Origin of the sequence: Roseibium algae (assembly GCF_037783265.1) — a bacterium.
Taxonomy (GTDB): Bacteria; Pseudomonadota; Alphaproteobacteria; order Rhizobiales; family Stappiaceae; genus Roseibium; species Roseibium algae.
In genome coordinates, this window is the sequence record NZ_JBAKIA010000002.1 from 572,944 (window position 1) to 589,697 (window position 16,754).

A 16,754-nucleotide genomic window follows, 5' to 3' on the forward strand; every position below is an offset into this window, starting at 1 on the left:
ATATCTAATAACATGCGCCTGACACAACAAACAAATTACGCGGTTCGCGCGCTGATGTACTGCGCTGCGAACCCAGAGCGTCCAAGCAAGGTTGCTGATATCGCATCCAGCTTTGACATGTCCGAAACTCATCTGTTCAAGATCATGAAGGTCCTCGTGGATGCCAATTTGATCCGCACGATCCGCGGACGAAATGGCGGCGTCATGCTGGCACGTGCTCCGGAAACCATGACGGTTGGCGAAGTTGTTCGCGCAGCCGAGGAAAGTTTCCTGCTGGCAGAATGCTTCGACTCCGGTCGTAAGGATTGCCCGCTGATCACCAGCTGTGGCTTCAATGGCATTTTGCATGAAGCACTGGAAGCCTTCATGGATGTGCTGGACACAAAGACAATCGCGGATCTGTCCGAAGATCGTCCGAATCTGCGTCATCTCCTGAAGATGGATGTGCCAAAGGTAAAGGCTGCGGCGGCCAGCTGAGGCTGTCTCCTGTCCTTGTAGTTCAAATCTAAGGCAGGCCCAGTCAGGCGGGTCGGCCTCATTGCGCTGGACACAAGTCCACAGAAAACCCAAACAAAAAACCGCCCTCTCAGGCGGTTTTTTTGTGTCTACAGCACTGTTGACAGCGTTGAACCATCAACGTCAACACACCATATATTTTTCCATGATTTCATCGAGATAAGGCATTTTACCCGTTTAGTTTCGACCACAAGGTGGCCCAAACTAAACGGGAAATGTTCTAGAGTCCCCATCTTCCCTAGGGCCTCAGTGCGGGATCGATCTTCACCGACCCCTAAAGAACTGGAAAGTCTGGCTGGCTCACCGCTGAGGGAGAGGAGAGCGCAGTTGGCTGGCCGGACGTTCTAGCTCTTCAGCTAGCCTGGGCAGAGATCCGAAGGACGCGATTTCCGAACCGCTGCAGATCAGGCATTGCCTTGGTACTAAAACTTGAGTATTTGTGTCAAGTAATTTTCTTGAGTATGATGCTCATGTTTCAAAACCTCGAAACTGTCGAAGCCACGGACCCAATCCATGCACACTTCAAAGATCCGCCGCGACAAGCTCACAATCGCAACTTCTCGCAAGCCCTTTGCTCCCAGAGACACCGTCCGGGACCAAACCCTCGACACAAAGAATCTCTTCAAAGGCACCCGGGAATTGAAAATTCAGCACAACTCGGAGACTTACCGGCTGACGATCACCAAACTGGGCAAACTGATTTTAACGAAATAAACCATACCAGGAGGCTGTCCGATGCCGTTACCTCACCCAAATCTGCCGACCCGCCTTACTCACACCAGGAACCGCATCCGAGGCTCTCTGACGGCCATTGCCCGGACCCTGGCCAGCGGCTTCGCAATAGCGGCCGCAAATTTTTGAGCACAGAATTGCCTGTGCCTGATTAGAACCGCCTGCCGCCAATGAAAACGGCGACCCATTTCTGGATCGCCGTCTAAAAGTCATTCTGGGTGGAATGTCTTATTTCATTTCAGTCACGACCTCGAAGCCGTCAGTGCCCACTTCAAACAAGGCGTAAGTACCTGGAACGTCGCCAGCTGCATCGAAATCCTGATCGCCAGACGCGCCCTTGTAATCAATGGCTGTGCCTTCTGCGATGAGCTTCTTGGCCTTGGCCCATTCACCCGGCAGAATGACTTCACCTTCACCGTTTGAGACTTCGCGCAAAGCCTTGTTCACAGTGGCCTTGTCACCACCAGCTTTTTCCACAGCCAGTGCCAGCAAAAACGCAGCGTCATAGGATGTGTTTGCGAAAATCGCATCAGGGTCGCCGCCAATCGCCTTGAAAGCTTCGTTGAAGAGATCCAGAGCGTTGGATTTTTCACCGACGGGCGAAGAGGCAACAAAGTTTGCCAGATTTTCAGCACCCAATTCGTTGATAGGCGCATCCGACTTCATGCCATCGCCCCCAACGAATTTTTCAAAGAAGCCGTTTTCCAGCGCCTGACGCAGAATCGTCAGGCCAGTGCCATCGCCATAGTCAAAGATGACCAGAGTGTCAGCGCCACCGGATGCCAGCTCAGCAAGGTTCGAACGGTAAGATGCCTTGCCGTCTTCATGGGCTGCAAAGCCTGCGATTTCACCGTTCTGAGCTTCAAACTCCGCCTTGAAGGCATTCGCAAGACCGGTCCCATAGTCGTTGTTGATGTAGGCAACAGCGACCTTGTCATAGCCCTTTTCTTTCAAGGTACGTGCTAATGCCCGACCCTGAAAATCATCTGATGGCACAGTCCGGAACACAGTGTCATTGTCATCAAGGCCTGTGATTTCAGGAGATGTTCCAGATGGCGTTACAACTGTGATGCCAGCCGGGATTGTCACCGTGCCAGCAGCTGCCAGCACAGCACCGGAACAATGCGGTCCAACAATTGCGGAAACGCCGTCTATGTTCACAGCTTTGGTAGCAGCATCGGTACCGCCCTGTGGATTACAGGCACTGTCGCCGACGACGCCGATCAGCTTTTCGCCGTCCAGAATACCGCCCTGTTCGTTGACCTGCTGAAAGGCCAATTGTGCGCCGTCAATCATCGCCGGAGCCATAGCAGCAATTGGGCCAGACACACCGCCCAAAAGGCCAATCTTGACATCAGCGTGCGCTGGAGCACCCGCGAGAGCGGTTGCGGCCAGCAGGCCACCTGCGATTGCAAAGAACTTGGATTTCATCGGTATTTACCTCCAGTTTTTGCCGGCTCTTTTTGCCCGGCAGATTCTCTTTTATTTCAGAGCACTGTCATCCGTGCGCGTGTCACCGCGCAGTGGTTCAGGCAAGATCCCCTCTGGCCGAAACCTCAGAACAATCTGCAGCATTAAACCAATCAGGAACAGACGGATGTATTTCGCCTTGATTGCATATTCATGCGGAAGCTGATCAGTTGCAATCTCTGATACAGACCAAATGATCCACACGACCGCAGCACCTAAAATCGCGCCCTTGCTGTTTCCCGAGCCTCCCAGGATCAACATGATCCAGACCAGAAACGTCGCGACCATCGGATCAATCGCTTCAGGCGTGATCGACCGGTTGAAATGCGCGAACAAAGCGCCGCCCAAGCCCATCAAGGCCGCACCGAAAATAAACGCTTCCAAACGGCGATATTCGATGTTCTTGCCCATGGCCCGGGCAGCCAGTTCATTGTCCCGAATCGCCCGCATCATACGCCCCCAAGGCGCATTGAACTGACGTTGAACCAAGAGATACGCAACGGCCAGAACGACCAGCACAATTACCAAATAAGCCAACTGGGATTGAACGTAAGGCAGATCACCAAACGGACGCGGAATGTTCGTTATGCCGCGTGCGCCGTTGGTCAGAGCCGGTTCAGACTTGATCACCAGGCGAATGATCTCAGCGACCCCGATGGTCGCAATCGCAAGATAGTCGGACCGGAAGCGCAGGCAGATTTTCCCGATCGGCCAGGCGATCAGGGCTGCAGCCACCATCGCGCCGAACCAGCCAACAAAGAACGGCTGATCAAACCCGCCAAGCCGGCCCTCTACCGCAGGGGTTGTCAGGATCGCGGATGCATAAGCGCCCACAGCGAAAAAGCCCGCAATGCCTGCATTGAACAGGCCCGCAAAACCCCATTGGATGTTGAGCCCCAGCGCCAGCAGTGCATAGATGCCGATAAAGATGCACATGAAGAGGGCGTAATTGACCAGACCGATGAGTTCCATGTCTCTGTCCTCTCCCTAAAGCACTTTGCCGCGCAGCAGGCCCGTCGGGCGCACCAGCAGCATGATCAGCAAAATGGCGAAGGCCATTCCAGCCTTGTACTCGCTGGGCAGCACCAGCACCGACATCTCCTCTGCAATGCCGACGATCAGACCGCCCAGCACAGCCCCTTCAACACGCCCAACCCCGCCGAGAATGGCCGCAGCGAACATCGGCAACAGCATGTGCCAGCCCATCATCGATTTCAGTTCTGTATTGATGCCAAGGAACACACCGGCTGCCGCACAGAGCGCTCCTGCAATAATCCAGGTGAGCATGACCACTTTCCTGTTATCGATGCCGGACAACAGGGCAAGGTTCGGATTGTCGGACATGGCCCGCATCGCCTTGCCCCATTTGGATTTGCTCAGGAATAGCTGAAGGACCCCGACAAGAACGATCATGAAGAGGACCGTGTAAATCTCACGGTCCTTGATCCGCAGACCGAAATAATCCTCAGGCCGCACGATACCGCGAACATAACTTTCACTGTCCACGCCCCAGATGACCTGAACCACCGAGCGCACCATCAGCGCGATGCCCAGAGATGCCATCACCGTGACGATCTTCGGCCTCTCCCTCAGATGTTCGTAAAACACCTTGTCGATGCCAACGGCAACCGCTGCGGTTCCAATCATGGCAACGGGCAGTGCGACCAGAGGCGGCAGGCCAAACGCCGTCACGACAGCCAACCCCAGAAACGCTCCGAGGGTTGCCAGATCCCCATGCGCCAGATGCGCATAGCGCAAGATGGCGAAGACCAGCGTAATGCCGACTGCGCCCAGCGCATAAATGGACCCAAGAACTATGCCCGGGATCACATAATAATTCAGAAGTTCAAGAGTACCCATGTCCAACCTTCACCCAGACCTTATCCGCCAAGGAACATTTCGGCGACCTCACGGTCGGCAAGGAGATCTGCGCCCGAGCCCTCGTGGCGGTTCTGGCCGGATGCCAGGACATAACCACGATCCGCAAAGGCCAACGCCTGTTTGGCGTGTTGTTCTACCAACAGGATTGCAACACCCGTATCGCGAACGTCACGGCAAATCTGAAAGATCTGCTCCATATACCTTGGAGACAGACCAGCGGTCGGCTCATCCAAAAGCAAAAGCTTGGGGTCCAGCATCAGGGCACGGCCCATGGCGACCATCTGGCGCTGACCGCCGGACAGACTGCCCGCCAGCGTCTTGCGCCGTTCTTTCAGATCCGGGAACAGCTCATAAACCCGGTCATATGAAGCCGAGAGATCTCCAGTCTTCAGGAAAGCCCCCATTTCGAGGTTCTCGTGGATCGACATTTCCCGAAAGATATTATCGACCTGAGGCACATAACAAATGCCGCGTTGAACAATACGGTTCGGTACCCATTTGGTTATGTCGTCGCCATCAAAGACAATGGAGCCTCCGCGGACATTCAGCAGGCCGAAGACGGCTTTCATCGCGGTGGATTTTCCAGCCCCATTCGGGCCGACGATCACAACGATCTCGTTATGATCCACGTGCATGGAGACATTTTCCAGAATGTCCGTATCACCGTATCCACCGGTCACAGCACTCATGGACAAAAGCGCAGTCATGCAGCATCTCCCGTGGTTTCACCAAGATAGGCTTCCAGTACACGCGCATCAGAGCGCACGGTCTGGAATTCACCCTGAATCAACACCGCGCCTTCGGCCATGCAGATCACGGGATCACACAGCTTCTCGATCATTTCCATGTCGTGTTCGATCAAAATGAATGTGTAGCCGCGCTCCTTGTTGAGGATCAGGATCTTTTCCTCAAGCTTTCTGAGAAGCGTTCGGTTGACGCCAGCTGCCGGCTCATCAAGCAGCACGAGCTTTGCGTCCGTCATCATTGTACGGCCAAGTTCCAGGAGTTTCTTCTGGCCACCAGACAGATTGCCTGCGCGCTGATGCGCCACATGGCTCAATTCCAGGAATTCCAAAGTGTCGTAGGCCTTTTTCTCGACCTCTGCCTCATTGAGCTTGACCTTTCCCCACGACAGCCAATTGGCAAACAATCTCTCACCGGCCTGACCGGGCGGCACCATCATCAGGTTTTCCAGCGCGGTCAGACGATCAAACTCATGCGGGATCTGGAAGGTGCGCACCAGGCCTTTGTGGAACAGGGCGTCGCTCGACAGGCCAGTCACGTCCTCACCCAGGAACTGGATCGTGCCGCTGGTCGGCGCCAAAGCCCCTGCGATCAAATTGAAAAGCGTTGTCTTGCCCGCGCCATTAGGTCCGATCAGAGCAGTGATACTGCCTGCCTCAACCTTGAAAGAACATCCATTCACGGCCTTGAAGCCGCTGAAGTCCATCACGAGCTGGTCCAATTCCAGCATATAGGCCCCCCGTCGTCATTTGTGTCCGGCTTCGGACCGACGATCTTTTGTTTTGCCCCAAGTTCAGCTGTTGCTGAATTATTTTGATTTTTGTTTTTCGGCTCCCACCGAATTTCTAAAGCGACCGCAGCACCGCGCGAACTGGCGCTGCATCGAGCCGTTCTAGCTTCATTGGCAGCGCAATCAACTCATAATCACCAGCAACAACATTACAAAGAACGAGATTCTCAAGAATTCGCAAGTCATACTGGCGCGCAACCATATGAGATTGCAAGTCTTTTGAGGTTTCAGGATCGACAGAAGGCACATCGACACCCACCAACTTAACGCCGGACTTAGCCAAAAGAAGCATAGTCTCTGGCGCCAGAGTTCTAAAACCATCAGGCCACACCATCGGATCAAGTTGCTCGACCAGGCGCAAAAGCACACGCGGCGGGGCATCCTTCAACTGAGCCTCGATCTCTTCCGGCTGGCACAAAGGCCCCTCGCCGCGTGCGTCGATCACTCTGGCTGGCCCGATGAAATCTTCAAGATCCAATTCGTCGATAGACTTGCCAGCAGCGTCATAATGCAGCGGCGCGTCTGCATGAGCCCCGCAATGGGTGGAGAAGGACACCTCGGTCACATTGACCGGGCACTCTGGCCCTATGGCAAATGTTTGTGAAACCTTGCAGGGCACATCCCCCGGAAAGACGGCCATGCCCGCCCGGACAGGCGGCGTGATGTCGATCAGTTTGGTCAAAGGTCAGCCCTCAAATCCCAAAGCTCCGGAAACAGCACCACATCCAGCATCCGGCGCAAGTAGGTCACGCCGCTTGTGCCGCCGGTGCCGCGCCTGAAACCAATCACCCGTTCCACCGTGGTAACGTGATTGAAGCGCCAGCGGCGGAAATAATCCTCAAAATCGACCAGCTTTTCCGCCAGCTCATAAAGCGGCCAATGTTGTGAAGGGTCCTTGTAGACCTTGATCCAGGCTGAACGAACGCTGTCATTGGCTTGATAAGGCTCTGCAAAATCGCGGTTCAAAGCGGTCTCATCCAGCTCAAATCCTGATCGCGACAGCAGCAAAATAGCCTCATCATAAAGGCTCGTTTCTATTTGCAATTTGACCAGCCAGTCATGGACCTTGGGCACATGAGCGTGAGGGCGCAGCATCGCGGCATTTTTATTACCCGCCAAAAACTCGATAGCCCGGTACTGATAGGACTGGAACCCAGACGACTGGCCCAGCGCCTCTCGGAACGTCGTATAATCGCTTGGGGTCATGGTCCGCAGCACATCCCATGCGGAATTGAGCTGTTCAAAGATACGCGATGTGCGCGCCAGCATCTTGAACGCCTGTGGCAAATCACCCGTGGTGATTGCCATTTTGGCGGCTGCCATCTCATGCAGCGCAAGCTTCATCCAGAGCTCGGACGTTTGGTGCTGAATGATAAACAACAGCTCGTCATGAGCCGTGGACAGCGGTGCCTGCGCATCAAGTACCTTGTTCAGCCCCAGATAATCGCCATAGGACATTCGACCATCGAACGACATCTGCGCGCCGTCTTGCTCCGGATTAAAGGGGCATTGTGGATCGGCCATCTCAGGTCACCTTCTGGCGTTTTTTGAACTCATCACGATCCCACAAACGATCCGCCAGAATAGTCTCCAGCTTTTCAACAGCCCCCATGACATCCGCGTGAGAAATATACAGCGGAGTGAAGCCGAAGCGGACCGTGTCAGGAGCCCGGAAGTCACCAATCACACCATTGGCAATCAGCGCCTGCATCAGCGCATAGCCTTCCTTGAAACGGAAGGAAACCTGACTGCCGCGCACAGCTTCATTACGCGGGCTCACCAGTTTCAGATCCGGGCATCGCGCTTCAACTTCCTTGATGAACAACTCGCACAGGGACACAGATTTCTTTCGAATGTCTCCCATATCAACGTCATCGAAGACATCAAGCGCCGCATCGAGCGCAGACAACGACAGAACCGGCGGCGTTCCGACCCGCATTCTGTCAACGCCTGAGGCTGGCTTGTAGTCCAGATCAAAAGCGAAGGGCGCTTCATGTCCCATCCATCCGGTCATGGGAGGTCGCACATGGTTCTTATGCTCGGGAGCAACATAAAGGAATGCCGGGGCACCCGGGCCACCGTTGAGATATTTATAGCCGCAGCCAACTGCAAAATCAGCGTTCGCACCGGCAAGGTCGACCGGGAACGCACCGGCAGAATGGGCGAGATCCCACATGACGAGCGCGCCAGCTGCATGGGCTTTTTCAGTCAGCGCTTTCATGTCATGGCGACGTCCGGTCTTATAATCGACCTGGGTCAGCATCAGGACCGCCAGTTCATCGGTGACAGCGGCCTCTACGTCTTCGGGAGCAACCACCCGAAGCTCGTGGCCCTGATCCAAAAGCTCGGCCAAGCCGCCTGCCACATACAGATCTGTCGGGAAATTGCCGCTGTCGGACAGGATAACCTTACGATCCGGGCGCAGATTCAAGGCTGCAGACACAACCTTGAACACATTGATCGTGGTGCTGTCACAAGCAACGACAGTTCCGGGCGCGGCCCCAACCAGACGCGCTATACGGTTGCCCACCCGCTGAGGCAGATCGATCCAGTTGTGTTCATTCCAGCCCCGGATAAGGCTCTGGCCCCATTCGTTTGCAACAACTTCCTGCATCCGCGCTGGCACATGAGCCGGAAGCACGCCAAGAGAATTGCCATCCAGATAGATGACATCATCCGGCAAGGAAAAGGCGGCTCGCTTCGCAGCAAGCGGATCGTTTGCGTCTAGCGGATGGGTCGTATGCATCGGCATTTACTTTCTTGGCAGTGAGACATCCGGAAGCTCTCCGGATCTGGCACGAATTCGGGGAAACGCTAACAAAGCAAATGACGAATCTCAAGTGATTATATATAATACAGTTGATTTGATTTTATTGGTCGCAACATGTCCCAAGCCAGCACTGTCTATACCCTTCTGCGCCGTGCCATTCTCGACTGTGAGTTTGAGCCAGGAAGCCCCCTTGTGGTCTCCAGCTTGAAGGCACGCTTTGGCTTTGGCTGGACCCCTTTGCGCGAGGCTTTGCCGCGCCTTGAGACAGAGCAACTGGTCCGGTTTGAAGCGAACAAAGGCTACCGTGTGGCACCGGTCTCACTCGCAGGCCTCAAAGATTTGCAGACTGCACGCGCAGCTCTTGAGACAACATTGCTGGAGCGGTCCATTGAGCGAGGGGCGGACGATTGGGAGGCCGGCATCGTTGCGGCGCACCACCTGCTTGCGCAATCTCCTGCGCCGCCAGCGGGGCTGATTGTTCCCGAAAGCCTCATCTGGGAAGGACGCCACCGCGCATTCCACACAGCACTGCTGTCTGCAGCCGACGCTCCATGGCTGGAGCATCTGTCCTTGCAAACCGCAGATCAGTTGCATCGCCATCACCGCTTCATGCTGTATGGACCTGATGTGGAAGAAAAATTGAATGGCCCGTCCGGAAAAGCCCTTCGGGCAACGTTCGACCGGTCCCTCGGATTGTCCCATCATACCGCTTTGATGGAAGCAACGATTGACCGCGACCTGCCCCTGGCCCGAGACCTTCTTCAAGACCACATCGGGTTTTCGATGGCTGTCTACGAAGGACTGGGGCCGAGATGACCCATCGCCGGAAAAATCGCCTGCGGCTGCCATGTGTCTTTCCGGCTATTTAGACCGCAAAAGCGACATTTTCCAAATTGCACGTGCAGAACAGATGACGCCGCCGCATTTCCGCGTCATGATCATGGCAGGCGAAGCGCATCGCGCGCTCCCTTGAGTTTCAATCGATCAGACGGTTCACATGTTCATCAGTGTTTTCGACATATTCAAGATTGGCATCGGCCCCTCCAGCTCGCACACAGTTGGCCCCATGGTGGCCGTCGGCCGATATCTCGACCGCTTGCGCGGACTACCCGGACTGTCTGACCGGGATGATCTGAGTGTCTCCGTAACGCTTCATGGCTCATTGGCCTTCACAGGCAAGGGCCATGCGACGGACCAAGCGGTCTGCCTCGGCCTTCTGGGAGCCAAGCCTGACGCCCTTGACCCTGATGATGTTGCATCGATGATTGACGGGCTGACCGACAGCAAGACAATCAAACCTGACGGCCTGCCAGAAATGGCTTTTGATCCCGCAACTGGCGTTATCTTTGACTACGGTCCTCCCCTGCCCCTGCATACCAACGCCATGACATTCAAACTGCTGGATGGGCATGGCAGGCCAATTGATAACTTCATCTATTATTCTGTCGGCGGCGGCTTCGTTGTGACCGAAGATGAGCTTAGCAACACCCGCAACGCCCGCGAGGAGCTCAAGGAACAAAACGTCCCCTACCCTTTTGCATCTGCCACTCAGATGCTGGAAATGGGCAAGGCGTCAGGCCGCAGCATTGCGGAAATGAAACTGGAAAATGAGTGCTGTGAAGCTCCCCTCACCGAAGTGGAGGGCAGGATTGACCAGATCTGGTCGGCCATGGATGCCTGCATCAATCGCGGCATCAGTGTCGATGGCATTCTGCCCGGCGGGCTGAAAGTCAAACGGCGTGCCAGCGATATCTACCAGAAACTCATTCACGAGGGGCGCAGCAATCCACCCTTTGAACATACCGTCATGGACTGGCTCGGTGTCTACGCGATGGCCGTCAATGAGGAAAATGCTGGCGGTGGCCGGGTTGTGACCGCTCCCACCAATGGCGCTGCCGGGGTCATTCCCGCCGTGACCCGCTATTATCTGGACCACTGCCCGAGCGCGAACGCAGAAGGCATTCGGACCTTCCTTTTGACCGCGGCTGCCGTCGGCGGGATCATAAAGGCAAACGCGTCAATCTCTGGCGCAGAAGTTGGCTGTCAGGGCGAAGTGGGCTCGGCTGCTGCTATGGCGGCGGCGGGTCTATGCGCGGCGCTTGGCGGCACAAATGAACAAGCTGAAAATGCCGCAGAGATCGCGCTGGAGCATCACCTTGGCATGACCTGTGATCCGATTGCCGGCCTTGTTCAGGTTCCCTGCATTGAGCGAAATGCGGTTGGAGCGGTCAAGGCTGTGACGGCGGCGTCACTGGCGCTGCGCGGTGACGGCAGCCACTTTGTGCCTTTGGATGGCTGTATTGAAACCATGCGCCAAACCGGTCTCGACATGAGCGATCGATATAAAGAGACCTCCACCGGAGGTCTCGCCGTCAATATTGTGGCGTGCTAACTTGGGAACCTCATAAGGAACCACCTGGCGCATGCCGATCATCATCACTCCAATCTATGCCGGATTGCTCGCCCTGATTTATGTCGGCCTTTCGATCTGGGTGATTGCGCTGCGCCGTAAGCTCTGGATCAGCATTGGTGACAAGGGCAGTGAGCACCTGCTGAGGCGTCAACGGGTGCATGGCAACTTTGCAGAATATGTGCCGCTCTGCCTCGTTCTGATGATTTGCGCCGAATTGATACTGGCGCCAAACTGGACGATCCACGGCCTTGGCCTGATGTTGATTTTTGGCCGCTGCTGTCACGCCTATGGGGTCGGCCAGGAACCAGAGTCCCTGACCTTACGCACAATCGGCATGCTTCTCACCTTCGCAACGTTGATTGCTGGTGGCCTGCTGAACATTTTCTGGTCCATGCATATGTGGGATTTTGCCGGCTGAATTTCACACTCCCCCTGACTGGGGAGGCCTATTCCCAAAGGAAAACGCCTCCCCTGCGCAAATCAGCTAGCCATAGTAGGGAGAGAACATCTGCCGACTCGCCTCTTCGGTTATGGTCGCGTCAAACACCCGCGTGTAAAACGCGCTTCCCAGTTTCGCTGCGGTTTCCGGAAAAGCATTTATTGCAAAGTCGAGCGCATGATCCAGCGTATCAAAAGCATCGAAGCCGCCTATCGTATTGGTGGAAACCCCGCTCAGCCAGACTTTGTTCTGCAATCCCGTTTGCTGCTTCAACGCCTGGTTCCTCGGCTGCCAAGAGAATTCATCAAAAGGCATAGAGAACTGCAATTCGGTGTAAACGAATGCACCGGGCTTTTGCGCCCTTGATCCGCCAAAGTGAACCGACCCCATGTCATCGCTGGCCTCTTTCACCGCCTGTGCATCAAAAACACGCGTGTTGTGTGCCACACCAAAAGCCCTTGGCTCGGACGGGAAATACTCGGTGACAAATCTTCTCGCATTCTCAAGGCTATCAAAGGCGTAGAATCCTCCGATGGTCTGAGTTGAATGCCCCTGTAACCAAGTCTTATTCAAAAACCCGGGCTGTGTTTTGATCACTTCATTTATTTTCAACCAAGGCGCCTGATCAAACGGAACCGAGATGGCAACTTCAGTGTAGACAAATGCTTTCGGGGTCATGCTGGAATTCTCCTGGGCTTTGGGGGAAGACGGTGCAACGAGCGCTGCTACTGTGGTCATGATTTTGGGAATGTTCTGGTCTGTCATTGTGCCCGCCTAATCAACTTGCTTTTTGCAAGTTCATACTTTGTGCGCCATCAAATTGCTTTTTGCAAGTTGAAAATGGTATGCTGCGATATGACTAGAAAAAAACAGAGCTACGACTCGGGCTGCCCGATCGCATACGGACTATCGATCTTCGGCGATCAATGGTCACTCCTGATCATCCGCGACATGGCGATCAAGGGTGTTCGGACATACAGCGACTTGCTGACTGGCTGGGAGGGTATCTCAACGAACATTTTGGCGCAGCGCCTCAAGCACCTTGAAGAATGCGGGCTGCTCACCAAGGAACGTGACCCGGACAACTGGCGCAGCTTTGTTTATGAGCTGACCCCGAAAGGCAGGGATCTGGCACCGCTGATCGCCGAGATGGTGCTATGGAGCGGGAAATACAATACATCCAAGCACGCGATGTCGGACGCCGTCGACAAGGTCCGAGGCGACCGGAAGCAGTTCGAAGATCGGATAATGAAAGGTGAGCTTCCCTAGAACACAATTGTTCAAGTGAATGCAGTCAGGTGGAAGCCCACGGATCAGATTTGCTGCAGCCGGGTTTTGTGCGCATGGGAAATATGTCGCCGTGCAGCCTCATCAGCGGCCTTGCTGTCACCTGCCGAAATTGCATCGACAATCTCAGAATGTTCTTCCACTGCAGTCTCACGCCGCTCCGGCGTATCAAGTGTCGTACCAGCCATCAGGATCAACGACAGGCGCAAGTGCTCAATCTGATCGACCAGATAACGATTATGCGAGGCCAGACACAAACGGCGGTGAAATTCACGGTTCGATCGAACCAGGCTGTCCTCATCTGCAACACGTTTGCGATCTGCAATAACCAGATCCTGCAGGATTTCAACTTCTGGCCCAGATGCATGTTTGGCCGCCAGCCCGGCCGCCGTGCCTTCCAGCACTTCCCGCATGAAGTAAACTTCATTGATCTGACCATGATCCAGGGTCGGGATAACCATGCCCCGATTGGGTTCGTGGACAGCAAGACCCTGCGCTTCAAGGCGTTTCAAGCCTTCACGAATGGGCGTACGGGACACGCCGAATTCCTCAGCGAGCTCCGCCTCACGCAAGCGATCCCCTGGCGTGAGGACACGCTCTTCAATAAGGCTAATAAGCCGTTGATAGATTTCTGAACCATTCATAAGAAAACGTCATAGCCCATTTTCGATTTTGAAACAGCTTGTTCCTTCACCCTGAAACCGGCAGGTACAACTGCCCCCCGACAACAGGCGTTTTAGCCCCGGTTGTTTGCGGATAACTCGTCGGCAAACCGGCCTGCAGTCTCGCACCCAGAAAAGCCATCGCCTGAGCCTCCAGCGCACTGCCGTCAATGTCAAACGCCTCGCTGGCCTTCACGTCGCCAGCAAGCCTGACAGACAGGGCCTTCATCAGCGTTGGGTTCAGCCGCCCGCCGCCACAGATGATCCAGAGCTTTGGCTCCTGAGGGCAAAGACGCGCAGCGCGGGCAATCGCTTCAGCAGTGAAGGCAACAAGGGTCGCGGCTCCATCCTCGAGCGAAAGACCCTGCGCAACAGACATCGAAAAGGCATTTCTGTCGAGCGACTTTGGTCCAGGCAAAGCAAAGAACGGATGGTTCAAAGCCGCCGAAACCCGATCTGCGTTTGGCATTCCTTTTGAAGAGATAGCTCCATCCAGATCAATGTCGCCTGCCCCATTGAGCCTGATCCAGTCATCCAGAAGAGCATTTCCGGGGCCGATATCGAACGCAAGAATGCCCTCTCCATTCAGATAGGTGAGATTGGATACACCGCCAATGTTGAGAAAACATACCGGCTGCGGAAGATCATTTGCCAAGGCTCTGTGAAACACGGGGACCAGTGGCGCCCCCTGACCGCCAGCCTTCATATCGGCCAGACGAACATCCCCTACAACCGGCAGTTTGAGCCGATTGGCCAAGACTTGCGGATTGCCCAACTGAACGGTCTCACCTTTGTCCGGGTCATGCCAGACAGTCTGGCCGTGAAAAACCACCAAGTCAGGTGCAAGGCCATGTTTCACAATAAAGCCTTCAAGTGCAGTGGCGTGGTCCTGGGTGACAGCCTTTGCGATTTCGGGCCAGGCAAATCTGTCCAATGCCCCTGCAGCAATCGCATCCAGCACAGATCTGCGTGTCTTGGCGCTATAGGGTGTCGTATCAGCAGCACCGAAACGGGCGACATGAATGCCGTCCGTTTCAAGTTCGGCCATGTCGATGCCATCTGCAGATGTTCCGCTCATGGTGCCGACAATGGATGTCATGTTCAGAGTGCCTTCGCGATGGTTTCAATGCCGGATTCCGCAATGTCGAACATCTCGTTGACCTGCTTTTCCGTGATGATCAAGGGAGGACAGAAAGCCATGGCATCCCCCATGTTGCGGGATATCAAGCCCTGCTCCTGAAATGCCATGTTGATTTTCCCACCAAGAGCGCCCGGTGTTGCAGACAGCGCTTCATGAGCAAATTCGACAGCCCCGATCAAGCCAACGCCGCGGCTTTCGCGTGCGAGTGGATGGCCACCCAAGCTATGCAGACGCCTCAGGAAGGCCGGGCTAATGTCCCTGACGTGACCAACCAGATCGCGCTCTTCTATGATCTTGAGGTTCTCCAACGCGACGGCGGCGGCGACAGGATGGCCACTGGCCGTATAGCCATGGCCCCAGACACCAATCTTGTGGCTTTCATCGGCCATTGGGCCGTAGACCTTTTCATTGACCAGAAGCGCTGACATCGGCAGGTAAGATGATGATATGCCCTTGGAAAGGGTCATCATGTCCGGCTCCAGATTGTAAGTCTGGGTGCCAAACATATTACCGGTGCGACCAAAGCCACAGATGACCTCATCCGCCACAAACAAGATGTCGTATTTCTTCAGGATCGGCTGGACCGCTTCCCAATACCCTTGTGGCGGGATGACAACGCCGCCGGCGCCCATCACTGGCTCAGCGAAGAAGGCGGCAATCGTTTCTGGGCCTTCCGCACGGATCATATCTTCAAGATCCTGAGCACAGCGCTTGGCGAAATCTGTTTCGATCTCGCCATCTTTTTTCATTGAATGATAATGCGGACTGGATGTGTGCAGAATATTGGCGATGGGCAGATCAAACGATCTGTGATTGTTCGGCAGGCCCGTGAGGCTGGCAGACGCAATCGTCACACCGTGATATCCGCGCACCCGCGAAATAATCTTTTTACGCTCAGGCTGCCCCAATGCGTTGGACCGATACCAGATCAGCTTGATTGCCGTGTCATTTGCTTCAGACCCGGAATTGGTAAAATAAGCTTTTGACATCGGCACAGGCGCCATGGAGATGAGTTTTTCAGCCAGCTCAACAGACGGGCCATGGGTCCTGTGCGAGAACGTGTGATAGTAGGGAAGCTTCTCCATCTGGCGGGTCGCAGCTTCAACAAGGCGTTTCTCCCCAAAGCCAACGGCGACGCTCCAAAGACCAGCCATGCCCTCAATATATCGTTTGCCGTTGTTGTCCTCGACGTAGATGCCGTCCCCCTTTTCTATCACCAAAGGCCCATTGTCTTCATGTTTGCGGGCATCGGTATAAGAATGAAGCTGAAAAGCAATATCACGCGCTTCAATGGAGTTCGGCAGCTGGTTCATGGTTGGACCTCAAGGGCAGGTGTGTTTAAGAAAGGTGATCGGGCGATAAGAAAACGTCCAAGGCGGGCTAGGCCTGCGCATGACAATTAATGGATCGCACCGGACCTACTGAAATCGGCAAGTCAGGTTTTGAGCCTACGCTTCCTTTTTCGATTTTTCACGTAGAAAAACAAAGAAATTGAACGTTGTGTTTCAACCAATCGGCAACGCTATGACTTGAACCACGCCATCCATACATCTGGAATTTTAAGCGATGGAATACGAGCGGGAGACCCGCCGTTTTCTCAAGCTTTGTGATTATCTAAAACGCCTTGAGCTCAGACTGATAAAATTAGATCCACTGGCGTTGTACCTACAAAGGAGGGATAAAAAGCTTGAAGAGCACTGCCTTGCATAGGTCTAAAGCTTTATACTTCCCCTGCACTCTTCCTCTTTTTTGCAACAAAATACCCGCCAACTCATTGAGTTAGCGGGTTTTATATTTGGTTGCGGGGGCAGGATTTGAACCTGCGACCTTCAGGTTATGAGCCTGACGAGCTACCGGGCTGCTCCACCCCGCGTTATATCTTTGGCGCACTGGAAGCTTGAGTTCCTTA

General features: G+C 54.6%; 18 protein-coding genes and 1 tRNA gene. 6 read left to right on the forward strand and 13 right to left on the reverse strand.

Features of this window, described 5'->3' with window-relative positions; all coding sequences use genetic code 11:
• Positions 1 to 12 precede the first annotated feature (12 nt).
• Both V6575_RS06270 and hemP read left to right on the forward strand, forming a co-directional pair.
• Entirely contained in the window at positions 13 to 477 is a 465-nt protein-coding gene (locus tag V6575_RS06270) for an Rrf2 family transcriptional regulator (RefSeq protein ID WP_340273315.1), read from the forward strand.
• Between the two features lie 552 nt (positions 478 to 1,029).
• Entirely contained in the window at positions 1,030 to 1,230 is a 201-nt protein-coding gene (hemP, locus tag V6575_RS06275; RefSeq protein ID WP_340273317.1) for a hemin uptake protein HemP, read from the forward strand.
• A gap of 246 nt (positions 1,231 to 1,476) precedes the next feature.
• Here the strand turns inward: hemP and V6575_RS06280 are convergent, their stop codons facing one another.
• The 8 genes from V6575_RS06280 to kynU all read right to left on the reverse strand — a co-directional run bounded on the left by V6575_RS06280 (position 1,477) and on the right by kynU (position 8,879).
• Complete coding sequence (locus V6575_RS06280; RefSeq protein ID WP_340273318.1) at positions 1,477 to 2,679, reverse strand: ABC transporter substrate-binding protein; 1,203 nt, start codon at positions 2,677 to 2,679, stop codon at positions 1,477 to 1,479.
• 51 nt (positions 2,680 to 2,730) lie between these two features.
• Entirely contained in the window at positions 2,731 to 3,690 is a 960-nt protein-coding gene (locus tag V6575_RS06285) for a branched-chain amino acid ABC transporter permease (protein ID WP_340273320.1), read from the reverse strand.
• A 15-nt stretch (positions 3,691 to 3,705) separates the two neighbouring features.
• Positions 3,706 to 4,578: a branched-chain amino acid ABC transporter permease gene (locus tag V6575_RS06290; RefSeq protein WP_340273321.1), complete on the reverse strand. Its 873-nt coding sequence runs from the start codon at positions 4,576 to 4,578 to the stop codon at positions 3,706 to 3,708.
• Positions 4,579 to 4,598: 20 nt separating this feature from the next.
• Positions 4,599 to 5,306: an ABC transporter ATP-binding protein gene (locus V6575_RS06295; RefSeq protein ID WP_340273322.1), complete on the reverse strand. Its 708-nt coding sequence runs from the start codon at positions 5,304 to 5,306 to the stop codon at positions 4,599 to 4,601.
• Positions 5,303 to 6,073: an ABC transporter ATP-binding protein gene (locus V6575_RS06300; RefSeq protein WP_340273323.1), complete on the reverse strand. Its 771-nt coding sequence runs from the start codon at positions 6,071 to 6,073 to the stop codon at positions 5,303 to 5,305. The genes V6575_RS06295 and V6575_RS06300 overlap by 4 nt, the downstream gene beginning before the upstream one ends.
• A 115-nt stretch (positions 6,074 to 6,188) precedes the next feature.
• Positions 6,189 to 6,815 carry an arylformamidase gene (gene kynB, locus V6575_RS06305; protein ID WP_340273324.1) on the reverse strand — a complete coding sequence of 209 codons (627 nt, stop codon included), beginning with the start codon at positions 6,813 to 6,815 and terminating at the stop codon, positions 6,189 to 6,191.
• The gene (kynA, locus tag V6575_RS06310; RefSeq protein ID WP_340273325.1) at positions 6,812 to 7,657 is read right to left on the reverse strand and encodes a tryptophan 2,3-dioxygenase; all 846 of its coding nucleotides are present in this window, start codon (positions 7,655 to 7,657) and stop codon (positions 6,812 to 6,814) included. The genes kynB and kynA overlap by 4 nt, the downstream gene beginning before the upstream one ends.
• 1 nt (position 7,658) lies before the next feature.
• A complete protein-coding gene (gene kynU / locus V6575_RS06315; RefSeq protein WP_340273362.1) occupies positions 7,659 to 8,879 on the reverse strand; it encodes a kynureninase in 1,221 nt (406 codons plus the stop codon).
• 138 nt (positions 8,880 to 9,017) lie between these two features.
• On the opposite strand from kynU, the gene V6575_RS06320 reads away from it, so the two are divergent.
• The 3 genes from V6575_RS06320 (at position 9,018) to V6575_RS06330 (ending at position 11,734) form a co-directional block, all read left to right on the forward strand.
• Positions 9,018 to 9,719, forward strand: coding sequence for a GntR family transcriptional regulator (locus tag V6575_RS06320; RefSeq protein ID WP_340273326.1), 702 nt, complete (start codon positions 9,018 to 9,020; stop codon positions 9,717 to 9,719).
• 181 nt (positions 9,720 to 9,900) lie between these two features.
• Complete coding sequence (locus V6575_RS06325; RefSeq protein ID WP_340273327.1) at positions 9,901 to 11,295, forward strand: L-serine ammonia-lyase; 1,395 nt, start codon at positions 9,901 to 9,903, stop codon at positions 11,293 to 11,295.
• A gap of 31 nt (positions 11,296 to 11,326) precedes the next feature.
• Positions 11,327 to 11,734 carry an MAPEG family protein gene (locus V6575_RS06330; RefSeq protein WP_340273328.1) on the forward strand — a complete coding sequence of 136 codons (408 nt, stop codon included), beginning with the start codon at positions 11,327 to 11,329 and terminating at the stop codon, positions 11,732 to 11,734.
• A 66-nt stretch (positions 11,735 to 11,800) separates the two neighbouring features.
• Here V6575_RS06330 and V6575_RS06335 read toward each other — a convergent pair whose 3' ends face one another.
• Positions 11,801 to 12,520, reverse strand: coding sequence for a YdhR family protein (locus V6575_RS06335; protein WP_340273329.1), 720 nt, complete (start codon positions 12,518 to 12,520; stop codon positions 11,801 to 11,803).
• 90 nt (positions 12,521 to 12,610) lie between these two features.
• Between V6575_RS06335 and V6575_RS06340 the strand changes: the two genes are divergently transcribed.
• Complete coding sequence (locus V6575_RS06340; RefSeq protein WP_340273330.1) at positions 12,611 to 13,024, forward strand: winged helix-turn-helix transcriptional regulator; 414 nt, start codon at positions 12,611 to 12,613, stop codon at positions 13,022 to 13,024.
• 44 nt (positions 13,025 to 13,068) lie between these two features.
• Here the strand turns inward: V6575_RS06340 and V6575_RS06345 are convergent, their stop codons facing one another.
• The 4 genes from V6575_RS06345 to V6575_RS06360 all read right to left on the reverse strand — a co-directional run bounded on the left by V6575_RS06345 (position 13,069) and on the right by V6575_RS06360 (position 16,718).
• Entirely contained in the window at positions 13,069 to 13,686 is a 618-nt protein-coding gene (locus V6575_RS06345; RefSeq protein ID WP_340273331.1) for a GntR family transcriptional regulator, read from the reverse strand.
• Between the two features lie 46 nt (positions 13,687 to 13,732).
• Positions 13,733 to 14,803 carry an anhydro-N-acetylmuramic acid kinase gene (locus V6575_RS06350; protein WP_340273333.1) on the reverse strand — a complete coding sequence of 357 codons (1,071 nt, stop codon included), beginning with the start codon at positions 14,801 to 14,803 and terminating at the stop codon, positions 13,733 to 13,735.
• Between the two features lie 2 nt (positions 14,804 to 14,805).
• Positions 14,806 to 16,158, reverse strand: a complete 1,353-nt coding sequence (locus V6575_RS06355; protein WP_340273334.1) for an aspartate aminotransferase family protein — start codon at positions 16,156 to 16,158, stop codon at positions 14,806 to 14,808.
• Positions 16,159 to 16,641: 483 nt separating this feature from the next.
• Positions 16,642 to 16,718: transfer RNA gene (locus V6575_RS06360), tRNA-Met, on the reverse strand.
• Between the last annotated feature and the right edge of the window lie 36 nt (positions 16,719 to 16,754).